Below are 20,384 nucleotides of genomic sequence, written 5' to 3'. Positions count from 1 at the left end.
CTGTGCAAGCCGGGCTCGGTGACGCCGCACACGAAGTTCAAGGCGGAGGCCTACATCCTGACGAAGGAGGAGGGCGGCCGCCACACGCCGTTCTTCACCAACTACCGTCCGCAGTTCTACTTCCGGACGACCGACGTGACGGGTGTGGTGCACCTGCCGGAGGGCACGGAGATGGTGATGCCGGGCGACAACATCGCGATCACGGTGGAACTGATCGTGCCGATCGCCATGGAGGACGGCCTGCGCTTCGCCATCCGCGAGGGCGGCCGCACCGTCGGCGCCGGCGTCGTCTCCCAGATCATCGAGTAAGGAAACAGCGCCGGCGCTCCCGACGGGACAGCGCCGGCCGCTATCGGGACAATAAACATGAACGGGCAGAACATCCGCATCCGGCTCAAGGCGTTCGACCATCGGGTCCTCGACGCCTCGACGCGTGAGATCGTGAACACCGCCAAGCGGACGGGCGCGCGCGTGCGCGGTCCGATTCCGCTGCCGACGCGGATCGAGAAGTTCACCGTCAACCGCTCGCCGCACATCGACAAGAAGAGCCGCGAGCAGTTCGAGATGCGGACGCACAAGCGGCTGCTCGACATCGTCGAGCCGACGCCGCAGACGGTGGACGCCCTGATGAAGCTCGATCTCGCCGCCGGCGTCGACGTCGAGATCAAGCTGTAAGGTCTAAAGGAAAGCGACACGGTCATGCGCTCTGGACTGATCGCTCAGAAGGTGGGGATGACACGCATCTTCACGGAGACAGGGGAACAGATCCCCGTCACCGTGTTGAAGGTGGACGGCTGCCAGGTCGTCGCGCTCCGCACCGACGAGAAGAATGGCTACACCGCGCTGCAGCTCGGTGCGGGCCTCGCCAAGGCAAAGAATACGCCGCGCGCCATGCGCGGACATTTCGCCGTCGCCAAGGTCGAGCCTCGCCGGAAGCTTGCGGAATTCCGGGTGAGCCCGGAGAACGTCATCGAGGTCGGCTCCGAGCTGACCGCCGAGCACTTCGTGCCCGGACAGCTGGTCGATGTCACGGGGACCTCGATCGGCAAGGGCTTCGCCGGCGCCATGAAGCGGCACAACTTCGGCGGCCTGCGTGCATCGCACGGCGTGTCGATCAGCCACCGCGCACATGGCTCGACGGGTCAGAACCAGGATCCCGGCAAGGTCTTCAAGGGCAAGAAGATGGCCGGCCACATGGGCAGCACCCGCGTCACGACGCAGAACCTCGAGGTCGTGACGACCGACCTGGAGCGTGGCCTGATCATGCTGCGTGGTGCGGTTCCTGGCGCGAAGGGCGGCTGGGTTCTGATGCGCGATGCGGTCAAGAGCCAACTGCCGGAAGGCGTGCCTTTCCCGGGGGGCGTTCGCAAGAACGGGGCCGCCGAGGACGGCAAGCAGGCAGGCGAGGCCGCCGCGGCGAGCGAAGCTGCGGCCGCGCCCGAGGCGGAGACTGGCCCTGCGACCGGGGCGGAGAACTGAGCCATGAAACTTGATGTAATAGCCCTGGACGGCAAGAAGGCGGGCTCGCTGGAGCTGAGCGACGAGATTTTCGGTCTCGATCCGCGCAGCGATATCCTGCAGCGCATGGTGCGATGGCAGCTTGCGTCGCGCCAGGCCGGCACGCACAAGACAAAAGGTCGGTCCGAGGTCCAGGCGACCGGCGCCAAGATGTTCAAGCAGAAGGGCACCGGCCGTGCGCGTCACGGCGCGCGCTCGGCGCCGCAGTTCCGCGGCGGCGGCAAGGCCTTCGGCCCGGTCGTGCGCAGCCACGCACACGACCTGCCGAAGCGGATGCGGGCGCTGGCGCTCAAGCATGCGCTGTCGTCGAAGGCCAAGTCGGACGCTCTGATCGTGCTGGACAGCGCCGCCCCCGAGACGGCGAAGACCAAGGCGCTCGCCGCGCAATTCGGCAAGTTGGGGCTGGCATCGGCCCTGATCGTCGACGGCAGCGAGATCGACGCCAACTTCAGGCTGGCATCGCGCAATCTGCCGCATGTCGACGTGCTGCCGGTTCAGGGCATCAACGTCTACGACATCCTGCGGCGCGACAAGCTGGTACTCACGAAAGCCGCCGTCGAGGCGCTGGAGGAGCGGTTCAAATGACCAGTCTCAAGCACTACGACGTCGTCGTCGCACCGATCATTACCGAAAAGTCGACGCTGGCTTCCGAGCAGAACCAGGTCGTCTTCAAGGTGGCGCCGAATGCCACGAAGCCCGAGATCAAGGCTGCCGTCGAGGCGCTGTTCTCGGTGAAGGTGAAGGCCGTCAACACGCTCGTGAAGAAGGGCAAGACCAAGCGCTTCCGCGGCATCAAGGGCAAGCAGAGCGACGTCAAGAAGGCGGTCGTGACCCTCGAAGAGGGCCAGACCATCGACGTCACGACGGGCCTGTAAGGCGCGGAAGACGAGGGCAGGAACCATGGCACTCAAGAGCTACAACCCGACGACGCCGAGCCAGCGACAGCTGGTCATCGTCGATCGTTCGAGCCTCTGGAAGGGCGAGCCGGTCAAGAAGCTGACCGAAGGCCTGACCAAGAAGGGCGGCCGCAACAATGCGGGCCGGATCACCGCGCGCCGGCGCGGCGGCGGCCACAAGCGACTGTACCGTCAGGTCGATTTTCGCCGGACGAAGTTCGATGTGCCGGCCAAGGTCGAGCGAATCGAGTATGACCCCAACCGGTCGGCGTTCATCGCGCTGATCAAGTACGAGGACGGCGAGCTCAGCTATATCCTGGCGCCGCAGCGTCTTGCGGTCGGCGACTCGGTCGTCGCCAGCAAGCACGCCGACGTCAAGCCGGGCAACGCCATGCCGCTGGCCTCCGTGCCGATCGGCACCATCGTCCACAACGTGGAGATGAAGCCGGGCAAGGGCGGCCAGATTGCGCGGTCGGCGGGAACGTATGTCCAGCTCGTCGGCCGTGACGGCGGCTACGCGATCCTGCGGCTGAATTCCGGCGAGCAGCGGCTCGTCCACGGCCAGTGCATGGCGACGGTCGGAGCGGTGTCCAATCCGGACCACTCCAACATCAACGACGGCAAGGCCGGACGCTCGCGCTGGCGCGGCAAACGGCCCTCCGTCCGCGGTGTCGTCATGAACCCGGTCGACCATCCTCACGGCGGCGGCGAGGGTCGTACTTCGGGCGGCCGTCATCCGGTGACTCCGTGGGGCAAGCCCACCAAGGGCAAGAAGACACGACGCAACAAGGCGACGCAGAAGTTCATCCTGCGCTCGCGGCACCAGAGAAAGAAGTAGGGCTCAACCGATGACGCGTTCCATCCGGAAGGGGCCGTTCGTTGACGGCTATCTGTTGAAGAAAGCGGAGGCCTCGCGGCAGTCGGGCCGCAACGAGATCGTCAAGATCTGGAGCCGGCGCTCGACGATCCTGCCGCAGTTCGTCGGTCTGACCTTCGGCGTCTACAACGGCCAGAAGCACATTCCGGTGCAGGTCAGCGAAGACATGGTCGGCCACAAGTTCGGCGAGTTCTCGCCGTCCCGCAACTATTACGGCCACACGGCCGACAAGAAGGCGAAGAGGAAGTAAGCGATGGGCAAGCCCGCTCGCGAACGCACTCTGTCCGAGAACGAAGCCAAGGCGGTGACGCGCAACATTCGCGTCAGCCCCCAGAAGCTCAATCTCGTGGCCGCCGCCATCCGCGGCAAGAAGGTGGCTTCGGCGCTTGCCGACCTGACCTTCTCGAGGAAGCGGATCGCCCGTGACGTCAAGAAGACGCTGGAGTCGGCGATCGCCAACGCCGAGAACAACCACGATCTCGACGTCGACGATCTGGTCGTCGCCGAGGCACACGTGGGCAAGGCGCTGGTGATGAAGCGGTGGACGCCGCGGGCGCGTGGCCGCGTCGGGCGCATCCAGAAGCCGTTCGCCAACCTCACCATCGTCGTTCGTCAAGTCGAGGAGACAGCCTGATGGGCCAGAAAGTCAATCCGATCGGCCTGCGGCTGGGCATCAACCGGACCTGGGATTCCCGCTGGTTCGCCAGCCAGCGCGACTACGGCTCGCTGCTGCACGAGGACATCCGCATCCGGGAGATGCTGAAGAAGGATCTCAAGCAGGCCGCCGTTTCGAAGATCGTCATCGAGCGCCCGCACCGCAAGTGCCGCGTCACGATCCATACGGCTCGCCCCGGCATCGTCATCGGCAAGAAGGGCGCCGACATCGAGAAGCTGCGTCGCAAGATCAGCGCGATGACGGATTCCGAAGTGCATCTCAACATCGTCGAGGTGCGCAAGCCGGAGATCGACGCGACCCTGGTCGCCGACTCGATCGCCCAGCAGCTCGAGCGCCGAGTCTCGTTCCGTCGTGCCATGAAGCGGGCGGTTCAGTCGGCCATGCGGCTTGGCGCCGGCGGTATCCGGATCAATTGCGGCGGCCGGTTGGGCGGCGCCGAAATCGCCCGGATGGAATGGTACCGCGAGGGCCGGGTGCCGCTGCACACGCTGCGCGCCGACATCGATTTCGGCGAGGCGACCGCGGTCACCGCGTACGGCACCTGCGGCGTCAAGGTGTGGATCTTCAAGGGCGAGATCCTCGAACACGATCCGATGGCATCCGAGCGTCGCGCGACAGAGGCCGCGGAAGGCAACCGTCCCAGCCGCCGCGAACAGCAGGCCGGCTGAGGCGACAGGAGCTTAAGCGAGAAGAATCATGCTGCAACCCAAGCGCACCAAGTTCCGCAAGCAGCACAAAGGCCGCATCCGCGGCGTTGCGTCGAGCGGCAACCAGCTGAACTTCGGTTCCTACGGGATCAAGGCCCTGGAACCGGAGCGGGTCACCGCGCGCCAGATCGAGGCCGCGCGTCGCGCCATCACGCGTCACATGAAGCGTGCCGGCCGCGTCTGGATCCGCATCTTCCCTGACGTTCCGGTGTCGAAGAAGCCGACCGAGGTGCGCATGGGCAAGGGCAAGGGTGCGCCGGAATTCTGGGCGGCCAAGGTGAAGCCCGGCCGGATCATGTTCGAAATCGACGGTGTGCCGGCCGATATCGCGCGCGAGGCGCTGCGGCTCGGGGCTGCCAAACTGCCGATCAAGACGCGCTTTGTTGCGCGTCTGGGCGAGTAAGTCGGAGTGATCGAGATGAAGGCGAGCGATGCCTGGTCGAAGACCGAAGACGAGCTGCGCAGCGAACTCGGGAACCTGAAGAAGGAGCAGTTCAACCTGCGCTTCCAGCAGGCCACCGGGCAGCTCGAGAATACTGCGCGCGTGCGTCAGGTCCGTCGCGATATCGCGCGTGTGCGCACCGTGCTGGCCGGCAAGGCCCGCTCGGCAAAGGCTTGAGGTTCATAAGATGCCGAAAAGAATTCTGCATGGCACCGTCGTCAGCGACAAGAACGACAAGACCATCGTCGTTCAGGTGGAGCGCCGCTACACCCATCCGCTGCTGAAGAAGACGGTCCGCACGAGCAAGAAGTATCACGCCCATGACGCCGACAATAAGTACAAGGTCGGCGACATGGTCAGGATCGAGGAATGTGCCCCGATCTCGCGCCAGAAGCGCTGGGTAGCGCTGGCCGAGTAGGGAACGGTTGGAACAAGGGTTCGCGTGACGGACGGACGTCTCGACGTCGTCCGGAGCGCGGGAAGAAAAGGACAAGAGGCCGGCCATGATCCAGATGCAGACCAATCTCGATGTCGCCGACAATTCCGGTGCGCGCCGGGTGCAGTGCATCAAGGTGCTGGGCGGGTCGAAGCGCAAGTATGCCCATGTCGGCGACATCATCGTGGTGTCGGTGAAGGAGGCAATCCCGCGCGGCCGCGTGAAGAAGGGCGACGTCATGCGTGCCGTCGTCGTGCGCACCGCGAAGGATATCCGCCGTCCGGACGGCAGCGTGATTCGCTTCGACCGCAATGCCGCCGTCCTGGTGAACAACCAGGAAGAGCCGATCGGCACCCGTATCTTCGGGCCGGTTCCGCGTGAGCTGAGGGCGAAGAAGCACATGAAGATCGTTTCGCTCGCCCCGGAGGTGTTGTGATGTCGATGGCGAAGATCAGGAAGGGCGACCGCGTCGTCGTGCTCAGCGGGCGCGACAAGGGCCGCAGCGGCGACGTTCTGCAGATGATGCCCAAGGAAAACCGGGCGATCGTGCAGGGTGTCAACATGGTGACCCGCCATCAGAAGCAGACGGCTTCGGAGGAAGGGGGCATCCGCCAGAAGGAAGCTCCGATCCACCTGTCGAACCTGGCGCTGACGGACCCGAAGGACGGCAAGCCTTCGCGGGTCGGATTCAAGACTTTGAAGGACGGTCGCAAGGTGCGTTTCGCCAAGCGATCGGGAGAAGAGATCGATGGCTGAAGCAGCATATGAGCCGAGGCTCCGGACCCACTATCGTGACGTTGTGCGCCCGCAGCTCAAGGAAGAGTTCGGCTACACCAACGAAATGCAGGTGCCGAAGCTCGACAAGATCGTGCTCAATATCGGTGTGGGCGAAGCGGTAGGCGACCAGAAGCGTGCCCGTTCCGCCGCCGAGGATCTGAGCCTGATCGCCGGCCAGAGGGCCGTCGTCACCAAGGCGCGCACGTCGATTGCGACGTTCAAGCTGCGCGAGGGCATGGCGATCGGTGCCAAGGTGACGCTGCGCAAGGCGCAGATGTTCGAGTTCCTCGACCGGTTCGTGAACATTGCGCTGCCCCGCGTGCGCGATTTCCGCGGGCTGAATCCGAAGAGCTTCGACGGGCGCGGCAACTACGCGACCGGTATCAAGGAACACATCGTGTTCCCGGAGATCGATTACGACAAGGTGGACCAGGTGATGGGCATGGATGTCGTCGTATGCACTACGGCGAAGTCAGACGACGAGGCCCGGGCCCTGCTCAAGGCCTTCAATTTCCCCTTCCGCGCCTGATCGGCCCGGCGGAAGTTCTCAGGAGGTTATCAATGGCCAAGAAAAGCGCGATCGAGAAGAATCGGCACCGTGCGCAGCTTGCCAAGAAATATGCTGGCAAGCGCGAGCGGCTGAAGGCGATCGCCGACGACGCGAACCTGTCGACGGAAGAGCGCTTCCAGGCGCGTCTCAAGCTTGCCGAACTGCCGCGCAACTCGGCGCCGTCGCGAATTCGCAATCGCTGCGAAGTCTCCGGCAGGCCGCGCGGTTTCTACCGCAAGCTCAAGCTGTCGCGAATCGCGCTTCGGGAACTCGGCTCCAAGGGCCTGATCCCCGGCATGGTCAAGTCGAGCTGGTGAGGTATTAGAAAATGTCCATGTCCGATCCTCTCGGTGACATGCTGACCCGCATCCGCAATGCGCAGATGCGGCGGAAATCAAAGGTTACGACGCCGGCCTCGTCGCTTCGCCGTCGTGTGCTCGATGTGCTGCAGGCCGAGGGTTACATCCGCGGCTATGCGCAGGTTGACTATGACGGCGGAAAGTCGGAGTTCGAGATCGAGCTCAAGTATTTCGACGGGGCGCCCGTGATTCAGACGATCGAGCGGGTGTCGAAGCCCGGTCGTCGGGTGTACGCCTCGGTGAAGACGCTCCCCACGGTCAACAACGGTCTCGGCGTGTCCATCGTGTCGACTCCGAAGGGCGTGATGTCCGATTGGAAGGCGCGCGAAGAGAACGTCGGCGGCGAGGTATTGTGCCGCGTCTTCTGACGTAGGCCGACAGAAAACGATCGGAGACGATTCGATGTCGCGTATCGGGAAGAAGCCGGTAGCCGTCCCTGGCGGTGTAACGGCCACGATCGAGGGCCAGACGGTGTCCACAAAGGGCCCGAAGGGTGCGCTCTCGGTAGTGCTGAACGACGAAGTGAAGGTCGAGATGACCGACGATGGTATCCAGGTCGATCCGCGCGACGATTCCAAGCGCGCCCGGTCGATGTGGGGCCTGTCGCGGACGCTGGTGTCCAACATCGTGGTGGGGGTGAGCGAGGGATATACTCGCAAGCTCGAGATCCAGGGCGTCGGTTATCGCGCCCAGGTGCAGGGCAAGAACCTGCAGCTCGCGCTGGGCTTCAGCCATGACGTCAATTACCCGATCCCCGAAGGGATCGAGATTGCCTGTCCGAAGCCCACCGAGGTCGTCATCTCCGGCATCGACAAGCAGCGCGTCGGCCAGGTTGCCTCAGAGATAAGGCGTTTCCGTCCGCCGGAGCCCTACAAGGGCAAGGGCGTCCGGTACGAGGGCGAGTACGTCTTCCGCAAGGAAGGCAAGAAGAAGTAGCGAGATCGGCTATGAGCAAGGGACTGACAAATCGCGAGAAGCGGACGCTGCGTGTGCGGCGGTCGATTCGTCGCGCGGCGAACGGCCGGCCACGGTTGAGCATCTTCCGCTCGTCGAAGAACATCTACGCGCAGGTCATCGACGACGCTGACGGCCGGACGCTGGCCGCTGCGTCGACGTTGGAAAAGGATCTGCGCGGCAAGCTGAAAACCGGCGCGGACCAGAGCGCTGCTTCGGAGATCGGCAAGCTGATCGCCGAGCGCGCGACGAAGGCGGGCGTCAAGGAAGTCGTCTTCGACCGGGGCGGTTATCTCTATCACGGGCGGGTCAAGGCACTCGCCGAAGCAGCGCGCGAGGGCGGCCTCGAATTCTGAGGCGGCCGGACGCGACAGGAAAAGGAAGTACGACGTGGCAGGTCGGATGAGAGAAGATCGCGAGCGCGACAGCGAATTCGTTGACAAGCTCGTGCACATCAATCGCGTCGCCAAGGTGGTGAAGGGCGGTCGCCGGTTCGGTTTCGCCGCCCTGGTCGTCGTCGGTGACCAGAAGGGCCGTGTCGGGTTCGGTCATGGCAAGGCGCGCGAGGTGCCGGAAGCGATCCGCAAGGCGACGGAGTCGGCGAAGCGCTCGATGATGCGCGTTCCGCTGCGCGAGGGCCGCACGCTGCACCACGACGTCGCCGGGCGCTGGGGAGCGGGCAAGGTGGTTCTTCGCGCCGCTCCTCCCGGCACGGGCATAATCGCCGGCGGGCCGATGCGCGCCGTGTTCGAGACGCTGGGCGTTCACGACGTCGTCGCCAAGTCGCTCGGCTCGTCGAACCCCTACAACATGGTTCGGGCCACTTTCGAGGCGCTGAAGGGTGAGGATAGCCCCCGCTCTGTTGCAGCGCGGCGCGGCCTGAAAGTTTCCGCTCTGCAGTCGCGGCGCCGCGATGCGGTCGCCGACGCGGCTGCCGAGGCCTGAGGCTCAGGATAGAATCCGGGAGACGGTCTGATGGCCAAGAAGAGCGACAAGACGATTACGGTCGAGCAGATCGGTTCGCCGATCCGCCGTCCAGGAGACCAGCGCGCGACGCTGATCGGCCTCGGGCTGAACAAGATGCACCGGCGGCGGACGTTGGAAGATACCCCGGCCGTGCGCGGGATGATCGGCAAGGTCGGTCACCTCGTGCGCGTGGTCGAGGAAAATTGAACGGCTACGGAGAGCGGGACAAATGAAGCTCAATGAGATCGCCGATCGCCCCGGCGCCCGCCAGGCGCGCAAGCGCGTTGGGCGCGGGCCCGGTTCGGGGCTGGGCAAGACGGCAGGACGGGGTCACAAGGGCCAGAAGTCGCGGACCGGCGTTGCCATCAAGGGATTTGAGGGCGGCCAGATGCCGCTGTACCGGCGCTTGCCGAAGCGCGGGTTCACCAATATCTCTGCCAAGTCGTTCGCAGTCGTCAATCTGGACCGCATCCAGGTCGGACTTGACACGGGCAAGCTGGACGCAAAGCAGCCGGTGACCACCGACGCGCTGATTGCGGCAGGCATTGCGCGGCGCACCAGGGACGGTGTGCGTCTTCTCGGCGGCGGCGAACTGAAGGCCAAGGTGGCCTTCAAGGTTCAGGGCGCCTCGAAGAGCGCGGTCGAAGCGATCGAGAAGGCCGGTGGCAGCGTCGAGATCGAGGCGCTCGCTCCCAAGGCGGCGAAGCCGGAAGGCGAGAAGGTAGATTCGAAGAAGGCCGGGCCGAAGAAGGCCAAGGCCGATGCCAAGGCCTCGGGTGCCAAAAAGCCTGCAGCCAAGAAGGCCGCAGCCAAGGACGCCTCGACCGATTCGTCGGCAGAGGCTGGAACGGACGAGCAGGGCTGAGGAGCCGCCAGCGGCGCCCGGCCTTTTGACAGGGGCCGCGCGCAGCGGAGATAAGCATGGCGTCAGCAGCTGAACAACTTGCCGCAAACCTGAACTTCGGCGCGCTCGCCAAGGCGACCGAACTGAAACAGCGCATCTGGTTCACACTGGGTGCGCTGCTGGTTTATCGGCTCGGTACCTACATTCCGCTGCCGGGCATCAACCCGCTGGCGGTTGCCGAGCTGTTCCAGCAGCAGTCGACCGGCATTCTCGGCATGTTCAACATGTTCGCCGGCGGCGCCGTCGGGCGCATGGCGATCTTCGCCCTGAACATCATGCCGTACATCTCGGCCTCGATCATCGTGCAGCTCCTGACTGCGGTGTCTCCGCATCTGGAGCAGCTCAAGAAAGAGGGCGAGCAGGGCCGCAAGACGATCAACCAGTACACCCGCTACGGAACCGTGTTCCTGGCTGCCTTGCAGGCCTACGGGATCGCCATCGGTCTCGAAGGCGCGGGGAACGTGGTCAACGATCCCGGCCTTTTCTTCCGATTCTCGACGGTCGTGACGCTGACCGGCGGCACAGTCTTTCTGATGTGGCTCGGCGAGCAGATCACCCAGCGCGGCGTCGGCAACGGCATTTCGCTGATCATCTTCGCGGGCATCGTCGCCGGTCTGCCGGGCGCAATCGCCGGCATGCTGGAACTGGGCCGCACCGGTGCGATGTCGACTGGCATCATCCTCGCGATCATCGCGATGTCCGTGCTGGTCATCGCGTTCATCGTGTTCATGGAGCGTGCCCAGCGGCGGCTGCTGATCCAGTATCCCAAGCGCCAGGTCGGCAACCGGATGTTCCAGGGCGACTCATCGCACCTGCCGTTGAAACTGAATACCGCCGGGGTGATTCCGCCGATCTTCGCCTCCTCGCTGCTGCTGCTGCCGATTACCGTCGCGAACTTCACCAGCGGGCAGGGACCCGGGTGGCTGACGACGGTGACAGCGCTGCTTGGCCACGGACAGCCGCTCTACATGCTGTTCTACGCCGCCGGGATCATTTTCTTCGCCTTCTTCTATACCGCGGTGGTGTTCAATCCCGCGGACACGGCGGACAACCTGAAGAAGCACGGCGGGTTCATCCCGGGCATCCGGCCGGGCGAGCGGACCGCCGAGTACATCGACTACGTGCTGACGCGAATCACCGTGATCGGCGCGCTTTACCTGACACTCGTGTGCCTGCTGCCCGAGTTCCTGGTGACAGCCTGGAACGTACCCTTCTACTTCGGGGGAACCTCGTTGCTGATCGTGGTCTCGGTGACGATGGACACGGTGGCGCAGGTCCAGGGGCACCTTTTGGCGCATCAGTACGAGGGGCTCGTCAAGAAGGCACGTTTGAGAGGGGGGCGCAGGAACCGATGAGGCTGATATTCCTGGGACCGCCCGGGGCCGGCAAGGGCACGCAGTCCGCACTGATGGCGGAGCGCTACAACATCCAGCAGCTATCGACGGGCGACATGCTTCGCGCCGCGGTTGCCGCTGGGACGCCCGTCGGTCTGGCAGCCAAGGACATCATGGCGCGCGGCGATCTTGTTCCGGACGACGTGGTCGTCCAGATCATCTCCGAGCGTATCGATCAGCCGGATTGCAGGAACGGTTTCATCCTCGACGGATTTCCACGCACGGTCGCCCAGGCAGAGGCACTCGACAACCTGCTGGACGAGAAGGGAATGGATCTTGATGGTGTCGTCGAACTGTCTGTCGATGACGAGATCCTGGTCGAACGGATAGAAAAGCGCGCCCGCGAGACAGTCGGCGGACCGCGTGCCGACGACAATGTCGATGCGTTGAAGAAGCGGCTGGATGTCTACCATGCCCAGACGGCGCCGCTGATCGCCTTCTACAAGAAGAAGGGCAATCTGCGCAGCGTCGACGGCATGGCCGATATCGAGGATGTCACCGAGCAGATAGTTTCTGTTCTTGAGCCGGCCTGAAGGTTCGGGAACAGAGTCTGTTCGCAGAAGGTAAATGACAGGCAGAGGTTGACGAAACACGTTCCGATACGATATCCAGCGGCACCTATCCGCAAGGAATAGAGCCGTCGGGTGTCAGCCGGTCTGAAACGAGACCGGGGCGCCCGCGTCGTGCGTTGCGTGTTTGTCAGTGAATTGGTGGAAATCCCGGTCGATAGACCGGTCCGGTTTGGAGCGAGAAACGTGGCTCGAATTGCAGGCGTCAATATCCCGACGAACAAGCGCGTCGAAATCGCGCTGCGCTACATCCATGGCATTGGACCGACCAAGGCCAGGGAGATCTGCGAGAAGGTCAGCATTCCGCCAGAGCGGCGCGTCAACGAATTGTCCGACGCGGAAGTGTTGCAGATCCGAGAGACGATCGACCGCGACTACATTGTCGAGGGTGACCTGCGCCGTGATGTCGCGATGAACATCAAGCGGCTGATGGATCTGGGCTGCTACCGCGGCCTGCGCCATCGTCGCGGGCTGCCGGTGCGCGGTCAGCGTACCCATACCAACGCCCGCACCCGCAAGGGACCGGCCAAGGCGATCGCCGGCAAGAAGAAATAGTCGGCCGCGACACGCAAGCCCAGGCAAGGATCAGATAGAATGGCCAGAGACACCCAGCGCGTACGCCGCCGCGAGCGCAAGAACATAACCTCCGGCGTCGCTCACGTGAGCGCCTCCTTCAACAACACGATGATCACCATCACCGACGCGCAGGGCAATGCGATTTCCTGGTCGTCGGCGGGCACGATGGGTTTCAAGGGATCGCGCAAGTCGACACCGTTCGCGGCCCAGATGGCAGCCGAAGACGCGGCCAAGAAGGCTTCCGAGCACGGCATGCGCACCCTCGAGGTAGAGGTGCGTGGCCCAGGGTCGGGACGCGAATCCGCGCTTCGGGCGTTGCAGGCGGCCGGTTTCACGATCACTGCTATCCGTGACGTTACGCCGATCCCGCACAATGGTTGCCGGCCGCGCAAGCGCCGCCGGGTCTGACTTTTTATCCCGGCGAGGGGTTTTGTCCCGCTCGCCGGCCTCGCTGCGGCGGTGGCGGATCCGCCCGCGCGATCATGACCAATCCAACGAGGTTCGACCGTGATTGAGAAGAACTGGCAAGAGCTGATCAAGCCGAACAAGCTCGAAGTCTCAGCCGGGTCCGATGCCCGGCGCTTTGCCACTGTCGTGGCCGAGCCGCTCGAGCGGGGGTTCGGCACGACGCTCGGCAACGCGCTGCGGCGTGTGCTGCTGTCGTCGCTGCAGGGCGCAGCCGTGACATCTGTGCAGATCGATGGCGTGCTGCACGAGTTCTCGTCCATTCCCGGCGTCCGCGAGGATGTTACCGACGTCGTTCTGAACATCAAGGACGTGTCGATTTCCATGCAGGGCGAGGGCCCCAAGCGCATGGTTCTGAAGAAGCAGGGCCCCGGTCAGGTGACCGCCGGCGACATTCAGACCATCGGCGACATCCAGGTCCTCAATCCCGAACTCGTCCTCTGCACGCTGGACGACGGCGCGGAAATCCGGATCGAGTTCACTGTGAACACCGGCAAGGGTTACGCGCCTGCCGACCGGAACCGGCCCGAGGATGCGCCGATCGGGCTCATCCCGGTCGACAGCCTCTACAGCCCGGTGCGGCGCGTTTCCTATCGTGTAGAGAACACCCGCGAGGGTCAGATCCTCGACTACGACAAGTTGACGATGGTCGTGGAGACCGATGGCTCGGTTCGCCCCGACGATGCGGTCGCTTATGCCGCGCGCATCCTGCAGGACCAGCTCGACGTCTTCGTGAACTTCGAGGAGCCGAAGGCGGAAGTCGTCGAGGAGATGGTTCCCGAACTCGCCTTCAATCCGGCGCTGCTCAAGAAGGTTGACGAACTGGAACTGTCGGTCCGCTCGGCCAACTGCCTGAAGAACGATAACATCGTCTACATCGGCGATCTGATCCAGAAGTCGGAAGCCGAAATGCTTCGCACCCCGAACTTCGGGCGCAAGTCGCTGAACGAGATCAAGGAGGTGCTTGCCCAGATGGGTCTGCACCTCGGCATGGAAGTGACGAACTGGCCGCCTGAGAACATCGAAGAGCTGGCCAAGCGTTACGAGGACCACTACTAAGACGCCAATGCGTCCGGCATTTTAAGGAGAGTTCCATGCGCCACGGCAAGACCGGCCGCAAGCTGAACCGTACCGCGAGCCATCGCAAGGCACTGTTCGCGAACATGGCGGCTTCATTGATCCGCCATGAACAGATCGTTACCACGCTGCCTAAGGCGAAGGAGCTGAAGCCGATCGTGGACAAGCTCGTCACGCTCGGCAAGCGGGGCGACCTTCACGCGCGCCGTCAGGCGATAAGCGAGGTTCGCGACACCGATGCCGTGGCCAAGCTCTTCGACACGCTCGCGCCGCGTTACAAGGACCGGGCTGGCGGCTATACCCGGGTCCTGAAGGCGGGCTTCCGTCACGGCGATGCCGCGCCGGTGGCGGTGATCGAGCTGGTCGATCGCGACGAGAGCGTCAAAGGCGCCGAGGATCGTGCCCGGCACGAAGCCGAAGCAAGCCGCGAGGGTGAAGCGGCCTGAGCCGCCCTTGCCGACGGCGATTTGAGGGGCCCGTCAGGGCCCCTTTTTTGTTGCGGCAGCCGAATGATCACACTTTCGTGATGCCCCTTTCGGGATCTGTCGCTGCCTCTTTTCGCTTCTAGACATGCGACCAATTGAAAGACTATAGGCGCGTCCGGGCGCGTCGTTTCAGACGATGAACCGCTTTTGGAACTTGAGAATGTCGACGGGCAGAGTCTTCCGCGCAGCAGGATATGCGGCGGCTATTGCAGCAGCGATCTGGACCGGCGGACCGGTCGGCACGTCGCGCGCAGCTGATCGGCCAGCGGTGTCTGCGCCACAGGGCAGCCCGGTCGACATCAATGGCGCATTGAGCGTGTGCAGGGGCAGGTTTCTCTGCAACGAAGACCGCAAGCCGGTCCAATTGCGCGGCATCAGTTCGCACGGACTTCAATGGTACGCCCAGTGCATCCGTGGCAAGTCCCTGCGCGCCCTTGCCAATGACTGGAAAGCCGACGTGGTCCGTCTGGCCGTCTATATCCAGGAGGGTGGTTACGAACTGGATCCCAGGCGTTACCGGGACCTCGTCAACGAACTGATCGACGAGGCCACCGCGAAGGGTCTGTACGTCATCATCGACTGGCATGTCCTCACGCCCGGCGATCCGTACTACAACCTGGAACTGGCGAAGCAGTTCTTCCGTAGCATCGCCAGGCGCAACAAGGACAAGAACAATATCCTCTACGAGGTGGCGAACGAGCCCAACGGGGTCTCCTGGGATCTGATCCGGAGCTACCACGAGGAGATCATTCCGGTCATCCGCAGGCAGGACAAGGATGCCGTCATCCTGCTGGGAACCCGCGCCTGGTCCTCGATGGGCCTGTCGGAAGGGGCACGCGAGTCGGAAGTGCTGGACGAGCCTGTGGATGCCGAGAACGTCGTCTACACGTTCCATTTCTATGCCGGATCGCACAAGGAGCAGTACCGCAGCGCGCTGCGGCGGGCGGCGAGCAAGCTGCCGATGTTCGTCAGCGAATTCGGCATGCAGGAATTCACCGGCGACGGCCCGAACGATATGGCGGAGACAAAGAAGTACCTGCGGCTGATGAAGCGGAAGAAGATCGGCTGGACGTACTGGAACTTCTCCGACGACTGGCGCTCCGGTGCCACCTTCGAAACCGGGACGTGTCCGGACGGCCAGTACTCCGGCACCCGCAATCTGAAAGAGTCCGGCCGTTGGATCCGCCGGCAGCTCCGCCAGGACGACGATTTCCAGACGAATTGACGCCTCGCAGCGCGTCGTCGAATCAATCGCCACCTCCTATACACGGCGGATGGTGCGAAACCCCGACATCGAAGCCGCCAAGCACGCCGTCCTGAAGGACGCGTTCGGGTTTGCCGGCTTCCGTGACGGCCAGGAGCCCGTTGTCGACGCCGTCCTGAACGGCCACAACGTCCTGGCGGTGATGCCGACCGGTGCCGGCAAATCCCTGTGTTACCAGTTGCCGGCGCTCGTGAAGGGGGGCGTGGCCATCGTCGTATCCCCGCTGATTGCGTTGATGGACGATCAGGTGGCCGCGTTGAGGCTGGCCGGCCAGGCTGCTGAAGCGATTCACTCCGGCAAGTCGCGGGAGGACAATGTCGAGATCTGGCGGCGGGTCGCGCGAGGCGACGTGCGGCTTCTGTACATGTCGCCGGAGCGGCTGATGACGCCGCGCATGCTGGCCGCGCTGGAGAAGCTCTCGCCGAGCCTCGTCGCAGTCGATGAGGCGCACTGCATCTCGCAATGGGGACACAGTTTTCGCGCCGAGTATCTCAGCCTTGGCGCGCTTCGCGAATCGTTTCCGGGGACCCCTATCATCGCCCTGACGGCAACCGCGGACCGCTCGACGCGCGACGACATCGTGGGGAAGCTGTTCGGCGGACAGGCGGAGGTCTTCGTGTCCGGCTTCGACCGCCCGAACATCCAGCTGACGGTCGCCGAGAAGCGGCGAGCGGGAGCGGATATCGAAGCCTTCGTGAAGGCGCGGCCGGGCCAGAGCGGCATCGTCTACCGGATTTCCCGAAAGAAGGTCGAGGACACGGCCGCGGCACTGTCCGCCGTTGGAGTCCGCGCGCTCGCGTACCATGCCGGCATGAGCGCCGAGGACCGATCTGCCAACCAGGAAGCCTTCCTGGCGGAGACCGGTATCGTGATCGTCGCGACCGTCGCCTTCGGGATGGGAATCGACAAGTCCGACGTACGCTACGTCGTGCACGGCGACATTCCCGGCAGCCTGGAGGCCTACTACCAGGAGATCGGCAGGGCGGGACGCGACGGCGCCCCGGCTGAAGCCTTCATGCTCTACGGTCTGGAGGACGTGCGGACGCGGCGGCGCTTCATCGACGAGCAGGACTGCGAACCGGATCGCAGGCGCGTGGACGCGAACCGTCTCGATTCGATGATCGGCTACTGCGAGGCGACGAGTTGCCGGCGCGTCGCGTTGCTCGCCTATTTCGGGGAGAGCGGAAAGCCCTGCGGGAACTGCGACGTCTGCCTGGACCCGCCCGACCTGGTCGACGGGGCGGATGCGGCCCGTCTGGTCGTCGACGCCATCCGCCTGACCGGTGAGCGATACGGCGCCGCTTATATCGTGTCTTTGCTGGTCGGCGATGCAAGCGAAGCCGTCCTGTCGCGAGGCCACGACAGCCTGCCGCTGTTTGCGGCCGGCGCCACGCGCAAGAAGCAGGAATGGCGTTCGATTGTCCGGCAGCTCGTTGCGGCGGGGTTCCTGCGTACCGAACCTGGTGCATTCGGCACGGTGGGCTTGACCGAAAGGGCAGAAAGCCTGCTCGACGGGGGCGAGACGTTCATGATCCGCCTGGAGAAGCCGCGAAAATCGAGTCGTGAGCGTCGCAATGCGGTCGCGGCTCCCGCGTTGTCCGGAGCGCAGGACGAACTGCTCGGAAGGCTCAAGGCGCTGCGGCGGGAGATCGCCTCCGAGCGCGGCGTGCCGGCATATGTCGTGTTCGCCGATCGTACGCTCGAGGAGATGGTCGTCAGGCATCCCTCGACGCTGGACGAGATGGCGCTGGTGCGCGGCGTCGGCGCGGCGAAGCTCGATGCGTTCGGTCGAACCTTCCTGAAGGCGCTCAACGGCTGATACCGGCGCCCCAAACGAAACGGGGCTCCCGTGGGGAGCCCCGAGTTGAGCGCAATGTGTTGTTGGTCTTGGCTCAAATGTTTCCATCGATGCGCTGGTCGCAGCTGTAGGTCTTGCCCGAAACGGTGACCTGCAGCCTCGCATCGTAGACGGCACCGGAATTGCCGAGGGTGACCTGGCCGAGGGTTGCCGAGCCGTCGGAGCCGATTGTGAAGCCGCCTCCCTGGTTGATGTTGGAGGAACCACCGCCGCCGGAGGAGACGACGGAGAGCCGGTAGGAGCCCTCGACAGAGGCGCTCGAGTGGACGACGCCTGAAAGGGCGATCATGCTTCCTGCGCGGGCGGCCTGGATTTCGCAGCTGACGGGAGCCGATCCCGCGCTGGCGGGCGTCGTGCGAACCGTGCCGACGCCGACGCCTATCACGCCCAGGCCAAGGACGACGGGCAGGATGCGGGCGGCGAAGCGCTTGTGATTGCGGGTCATGGGTGTCTCCTTCGTGTCGTAGGGCGAGGTGTCGGCGGCCGGGTGGGGAAGGTCCCCGCCCGGCCGATTGCTGGATGGTTGACGGCGGCTGCTTACGGGCAGGCCTGGACGAAGGCTGCGACGTTGCCGCTGCCGGCCTGGGTGACGGCGCCGGTGCAGCCGTTGCCGGTCTGCACGCCGGCGGCGACGTTGCCGTTGCCGTCCTGGCTGATGACGGCGTTGTGGTTGGCGCCGAACTGGCCGATGCCGGCGGCGTTGTTCTTGCCCTTCTGCCAGGTGCCGGCGGAATTGTTGAAGCCGTTCTGGCCGATCGCCGAGAGGTTGTTCTTGCCCTGCTGCTGGCTGACGGCGCCGTTGAAGATGCCGTTCTGGTGGATGCCGATGGTGTTGTTGTGGCCGGCCTGGGCGCCGCCGGCGGCGTTGCCCCAGCCGTACTGGTTGAGGTAGACGCTGTTGGCCATGGCGGGCACCGCGGACAGGCCGAGGGTGGTGGCGATGGCGGTGGCGATGAAGAACGTGCGGGTCATTGTTCCGTCTCCTGGTCGTGCGGGTCGTGCCGCGTGCTGTTGACGGTGACGGTTCTACGCGGGGTCCCTCGAACCCAGCCTGAACCGCGCGTTCATCCGCCGTTCAGGTGCGCGAAGGGGTGGGACGGCTCCGGTGTCCCATCCGGGCGCCGTTTCTTCCGCGAGCGTGCCGCCTTGGCATCGCCGTTCTTTTTGCTTATCTGCGCGGTGACGCTGCCATAAAGAACGAGCCCTCCATGCCCCGTACTGCCCTGCTTGCCGCTGCCATCGCGCTTGGACTGTCCTTTAGCGGACAATCTCACGCCCAATCCGATCCGGCCCCCACCAAGGTCGTGCCCGGCAGTCAGGCAGACGTCACCTATTCCTACGCTCCGATCGTCAAGGAAGCCGCTCCGGCAGTGGTCAACGTCTACACGAGCCGGGTGGTCAGTCGGCCCAACTTCCCGCCGATATTCGACGATCCGTTCTTCCGCCGCTTCTTCGGAAACCCGAACTCGGGCGGCTCCAACAATCATGTCCAGAACGCGCTGGGTTCCGGCGTCATCGTCGATCCCGAGGGGCTGGTCGTCACCAATGCGCACGTCATCCAGGGCGCCGACGAGATCAAGGTCGCTCTGTCGGACCGCCGCGAGTTCGTTGCCGAAGTGGTGCTGAGCGACGAGCGCACGGACATTGCCGTGCTGCGGCTCGACGGAGACGGACCGTTTCCGGCGCTGGAATTCGATGATTCCGACAGCCTCGAGGTGGGGGACATCGTATTGGCGATCGGCAATCCGTTCGGCGTCGGCCAGACGGTGACGAGCGGCATCGTCTCGGCGCTGGCGCGGACGCAGACAGGCATTTCGGACTACGGGTTCTTCATCCAGACGGACGCGGCGATCAATCCGGGGAATTCGGGCGGTGCGTTGCTGGACGTGCACGGACGCGTCGTCGGCATCAACTCGGCGATCTACTCGCGCACGGGCGGTTCGCTGGGCATCGGCTTCGCCATCCCTTCGAATATGGTCCGGCTCGTGGTGGCTGGTGCGAAGAATGGCGGCGAACTGAAGCGTCCGTGGTTCGGCGCCAGCGTTCAGGAGGTGACCCCCGACATCGCCGAGAGCCTCGGCATGGAGCGGCCGGTCGGTGTGCTGGTCGGCAACGTTCACCCCAATGGCCCGGCAGCCGAGGCGGGCCTGAGGACCGGCGACGTGGTAACGGCCGTGGCCGGTCGCGAGGTCTACGATCCGAACGCGTTCCGATATCGCCTGGCGACCCGGGAGGTGGGCACGGAAACCGAGCTGACCGTCGTCCGCCGCGGCAAGAACCGCGACGTCAAGCTAGCGCTCGTCGCCCCGCCCGAAGATCCGCCGCGCGACCTGCGCGACCTCGACGGCCCCTCTCCGCTCGCCGGAGCTCGCGTCGCCAATATCTCTCCGGCCGTGGCGGACGAACTGTCGCTCGATACCGAGGCTTCCGGTGTGGTCGTTGTCTCCGTGCAACAATCTTCTGCCGCACAGAGCGTCGGGTTCAGGCCCGGCGACACGGTGCACGAGGTCAACGGCGAAGTCATCGATTCCACCGAGGAACTCGACGGTCTGGTCCGCACCCGGCAGCGGGCATGGAAAGTGACGATTATTCGGGACGGCCGGCAGATTTCCTCGGTGTTCGGGGGATAGCGTG

General features: G+C 64.5%; 32 protein-coding genes and 1 pseudogene. 31 read left to right on the top strand and 2 right to left on the bottom strand.

The genetic code is table 11. The annotated features are described in order from the left end of the window. From V3328_RS25010 to recQ, 30 genes and pseudogenes are all read left to right on the top strand, one after another. On the top strand, positions 1 to 309 hold a 309-nt coding region (locus V3328_RS25010), incomplete at its 5' end, for an EF-Tu C-terminal domain-related protein (protein WP_479691313.1). 57 nt (positions 310 to 366) lie between these two features. After that, the gene (gene rpsJ / locus V3328_RS25005; RefSeq protein WP_261618100.1) at positions 367 to 675 is read left to right on the top strand and encodes a 30S ribosomal protein S10; all 309 of its coding nucleotides are present in this window, start codon (positions 367 to 369) and stop codon (positions 673 to 675) included. Between the two features lie 24 nt (positions 676 to 699). Continuing rightward, on the top strand, positions 700 to 1,479 hold the full coding sequence (gene rplC / locus V3328_RS25000; protein ID WP_340332454.1) for a 50S ribosomal protein L3: 780 nt from the start codon (positions 700 to 702) through the stop codon (positions 1,477 to 1,479). 3 nt (positions 1,480 to 1,482) lie between these two features. Then, positions 1,483 to 2,103 (top strand): 50S ribosomal protein L4, encoded by a 621-nt coding sequence (gene rplD, locus V3328_RS24995; protein ID WP_340332453.1) that lies wholly within the window; start codon positions 1,483 to 1,485, stop codon positions 2,101 to 2,103. After that, positions 2,100 to 2,393, top strand: coding sequence for a 50S ribosomal protein L23 (locus V3328_RS24990; RefSeq protein WP_340332452.1), 294 nt, complete (start codon positions 2,100 to 2,102; stop codon positions 2,391 to 2,393). Before rplD ends, V3328_RS24990 begins: the two co-directional genes overlap by 4 nt. Before the next feature lie 25 nt (positions 2,394 to 2,418). Further along, entirely contained in the window at positions 2,419 to 3,252 is an 834-nt protein-coding gene (gene rplB, locus V3328_RS24985) for a 50S ribosomal protein L2 (protein ID WP_340332451.1), read from the top strand. Between the two features lie 10 nt (positions 3,253 to 3,262). Continuing rightward, positions 3,263 to 3,541: a 30S ribosomal protein S19 gene (gene rpsS / locus V3328_RS24980; RefSeq protein WP_340332450.1), complete on the top strand. Its 279-nt coding sequence runs from the start codon at positions 3,263 to 3,265 to the stop codon at positions 3,539 to 3,541. Between the two features lie 3 nt (positions 3,542 to 3,544). After that, on the top strand, positions 3,545 to 3,925 hold the full coding sequence (gene rplV / locus V3328_RS24975; protein ID WP_340332449.1) for a 50S ribosomal protein L22: 381 nt from the start codon (positions 3,545 to 3,547) through the stop codon (positions 3,923 to 3,925). After that, entirely contained in the window at positions 3,925 to 4,635 is a 711-nt protein-coding gene (rpsC, locus tag V3328_RS24970) for a 30S ribosomal protein S3 (RefSeq protein ID WP_340332448.1), read from the top strand. Before rplV ends, rpsC begins: the two co-directional genes overlap by 1 nt. A 28-nt stretch (positions 4,636 to 4,663) precedes the next feature. Beyond that, positions 4,664 to 5,077, top strand: coding sequence for a 50S ribosomal protein L16 (gene rplP / locus V3328_RS24965; RefSeq protein WP_340332447.1), 414 nt, complete (start codon positions 4,664 to 4,666; stop codon positions 5,075 to 5,077). Between the two features lie 15 nt (positions 5,078 to 5,092). Next, positions 5,093 to 5,293, top strand: coding sequence for a 50S ribosomal protein L29 (rpmC, locus tag V3328_RS24960; RefSeq protein WP_340332462.1), 201 nt, complete (start codon positions 5,093 to 5,095; stop codon positions 5,291 to 5,293). Positions 5,294 to 5,303: 10 nt separating this feature from the next. Further along, a complete protein-coding gene (rpsQ, locus tag V3328_RS24955; RefSeq protein ID WP_340332446.1) occupies positions 5,304 to 5,534 on the top strand; it encodes a 30S ribosomal protein S17 in 231 nt (76 codons plus the stop codon). A gap of 85 nt (positions 5,535 to 5,619) precedes the next feature. Continuing rightward, positions 5,620 to 5,988, top strand: coding sequence for a 50S ribosomal protein L14 (rplN, locus tag V3328_RS24950; protein ID WP_340332445.1), 369 nt, complete (start codon positions 5,620 to 5,622; stop codon positions 5,986 to 5,988). A 5-nt stretch (positions 5,989 to 5,993) separates the two neighbouring features. After that, positions 5,994 to 6,308 carry a 50S ribosomal protein L24 gene (gene rplX / locus V3328_RS24945; protein WP_340332461.1) on the top strand — a complete coding sequence of 105 codons (315 nt, stop codon included), beginning with the start codon at positions 5,994 to 5,996 and terminating at the stop codon, positions 6,306 to 6,308. Beyond that, positions 6,301 to 6,858, top strand: coding sequence for a 50S ribosomal protein L5 (rplE, locus tag V3328_RS24940; protein WP_340332444.1), 558 nt, complete (start codon positions 6,301 to 6,303; stop codon positions 6,856 to 6,858). Before rplX ends, rplE begins: the two co-directional genes overlap by 8 nt. Positions 6,859 to 6,890: 32 nt before the next feature. Further along, positions 6,891 to 7,196, top strand: coding sequence for a 30S ribosomal protein S14 (gene rpsN, locus V3328_RS24935; protein ID WP_340332443.1), 306 nt, complete (start codon positions 6,891 to 6,893; stop codon positions 7,194 to 7,196). Positions 7,197 to 7,207: 11 nt separating this feature from the next. Then, complete coding sequence (gene rpsH, locus V3328_RS24930) at positions 7,208 to 7,606, top strand: 30S ribosomal protein S8 (RefSeq protein ID WP_340332442.1); 399 nt, start codon at positions 7,208 to 7,210, stop codon at positions 7,604 to 7,606. A gap of 34 nt (positions 7,607 to 7,640) precedes the next feature. After that, complete coding sequence (gene rplF / locus V3328_RS24925; RefSeq protein ID WP_340332441.1) at positions 7,641 to 8,174, top strand: 50S ribosomal protein L6; 534 nt, start codon at positions 7,641 to 7,643, stop codon at positions 8,172 to 8,174. An 11-nt stretch (positions 8,175 to 8,185) separates the two neighbouring features. After that, a complete protein-coding gene (gene rplR / locus V3328_RS24920; RefSeq protein ID WP_340332440.1) occupies positions 8,186 to 8,548 on the top strand; it encodes a 50S ribosomal protein L18 in 363 nt (120 codons plus the stop codon). A 46-nt stretch (positions 8,549 to 8,594) separates the two neighbouring features. Beyond that, the gene (gene rpsE, locus V3328_RS24915; RefSeq protein ID WP_340332439.1) at positions 8,595 to 9,137 is read left to right on the top strand and encodes a 30S ribosomal protein S5; all 543 of its coding nucleotides are present in this window, start codon (positions 8,595 to 8,597) and stop codon (positions 9,135 to 9,137) included. A 30-nt stretch (positions 9,138 to 9,167) separates the two neighbouring features. Further along, complete coding sequence (gene rpmD, locus V3328_RS24910) at positions 9,168 to 9,365, top strand: 50S ribosomal protein L30 (RefSeq protein ID WP_340332438.1); 198 nt, start codon at positions 9,168 to 9,170, stop codon at positions 9,363 to 9,365. Positions 9,366 to 9,387: 22 nt separating this feature from the next. Further along, positions 9,388 to 9,849, top strand: a pseudogene (rplO, locus tag V3328_RS24905) (50S ribosomal protein L15); the annotation flags it as partial. Positions 9,850 to 10,079: 230 nt separating this feature from the next. Then, positions 10,080 to 11,417: a preprotein translocase subunit SecY gene (gene secY / locus V3328_RS24900; protein WP_340332437.1), complete on the top strand. Its 1,338-nt coding sequence runs from the start codon at positions 10,080 to 10,082 to the stop codon at positions 11,415 to 11,417. Beyond that, complete coding sequence (locus V3328_RS24895; RefSeq protein WP_340332436.1) at positions 11,414 to 11,989, top strand: adenylate kinase; 576 nt, start codon at positions 11,414 to 11,416, stop codon at positions 11,987 to 11,989. Before secY ends, V3328_RS24895 begins: the two co-directional genes overlap by 4 nt. 222 nt (positions 11,990 to 12,211) lie before the next feature. After that, positions 12,212 to 12,580, top strand: coding sequence for a 30S ribosomal protein S13 (gene rpsM / locus V3328_RS24890; RefSeq protein WP_340332460.1), 369 nt, complete (start codon positions 12,212 to 12,214; stop codon positions 12,578 to 12,580). A gap of 39 nt (positions 12,581 to 12,619) precedes the next feature. Continuing rightward, complete coding sequence (gene rpsK / locus V3328_RS24885; RefSeq protein ID WP_340332435.1) at positions 12,620 to 13,009, top strand: 30S ribosomal protein S11; 390 nt, start codon at positions 12,620 to 12,622, stop codon at positions 13,007 to 13,009. 81 nt (positions 13,010 to 13,090) lie between these two features. Next, on the top strand, positions 13,091 to 14,125 hold the full coding sequence (locus tag V3328_RS24880) for a DNA-directed RNA polymerase subunit alpha (RefSeq protein ID WP_340332459.1): 1,035 nt from the start codon (positions 13,091 to 13,093) through the stop codon (positions 14,123 to 14,125). Positions 14,126 to 14,160: 35 nt separating this feature from the next. Further along, entirely contained in the window at positions 14,161 to 14,589 is a 429-nt protein-coding gene (gene rplQ / locus V3328_RS24875) for a 50S ribosomal protein L17 (protein WP_340332434.1), read from the top strand. A 175-nt stretch (positions 14,590 to 14,764) separates the two neighbouring features. Beyond that, complete coding sequence (locus tag V3328_RS24870) at positions 14,765 to 15,853, top strand: glycoside hydrolase family 5 protein (RefSeq protein WP_340332433.1); 1,089 nt, start codon at positions 14,765 to 14,767, stop codon at positions 15,851 to 15,853. A 49-nt stretch (positions 15,854 to 15,902) separates the two neighbouring features. Beyond that, positions 15,903 to 17,711 (top strand): DNA helicase RecQ, encoded by a 1,809-nt coding sequence (gene recQ / locus V3328_RS24865; protein ID WP_340332432.1) that lies wholly within the window; start codon positions 15,903 to 15,905, stop codon positions 17,709 to 17,711. Between the two features lie 73 nt (positions 17,712 to 17,784). On the opposite strand, the gene csgH is transcribed toward recQ, so the two are convergent. After that, on the bottom strand, positions 17,785 to 18,195 hold the full coding sequence (gene csgH, locus V3328_RS24860; RefSeq protein WP_340332431.1) for a curli-like amyloid fiber formation chaperone CsgH: 411 nt from the start codon (positions 18,193 to 18,195) through the stop codon (positions 17,785 to 17,787). 92 nt (positions 18,196 to 18,287) lie between these two features. Further along, on the bottom strand, positions 18,288 to 18,722 hold the full coding sequence (locus tag V3328_RS24855) for a curlin (RefSeq protein ID WP_340332430.1): 435 nt from the start codon (positions 18,720 to 18,722) through the stop codon (positions 18,288 to 18,290). 236 nt (positions 18,723 to 18,958) lie between these two features. Between V3328_RS24855 and V3328_RS24850 the strand changes: the two genes are divergently transcribed. Then, positions 18,959 to 20,380, top strand: a complete 1,422-nt coding sequence (locus V3328_RS24850) for a Do family serine endopeptidase (RefSeq protein WP_340332429.1) — start codon at positions 18,959 to 18,961, stop codon at positions 20,378 to 20,380. Positions 20,381 to 20,384 lie beyond the last annotated feature (4 nt).

It is taken from the genome of Microbaculum marinum (genome assembly GCF_037855135.1).
GTDB lineage: Bacteria > Pseudomonadota > Alphaproteobacteria > Rhizobiales > Tepidamorphaceae > Microbaculum > Microbaculum marinum.
Note: the sequence above shows the minus strand (reverse complement) of the source record. Positions and strands in the feature narration are given on the sequence as shown.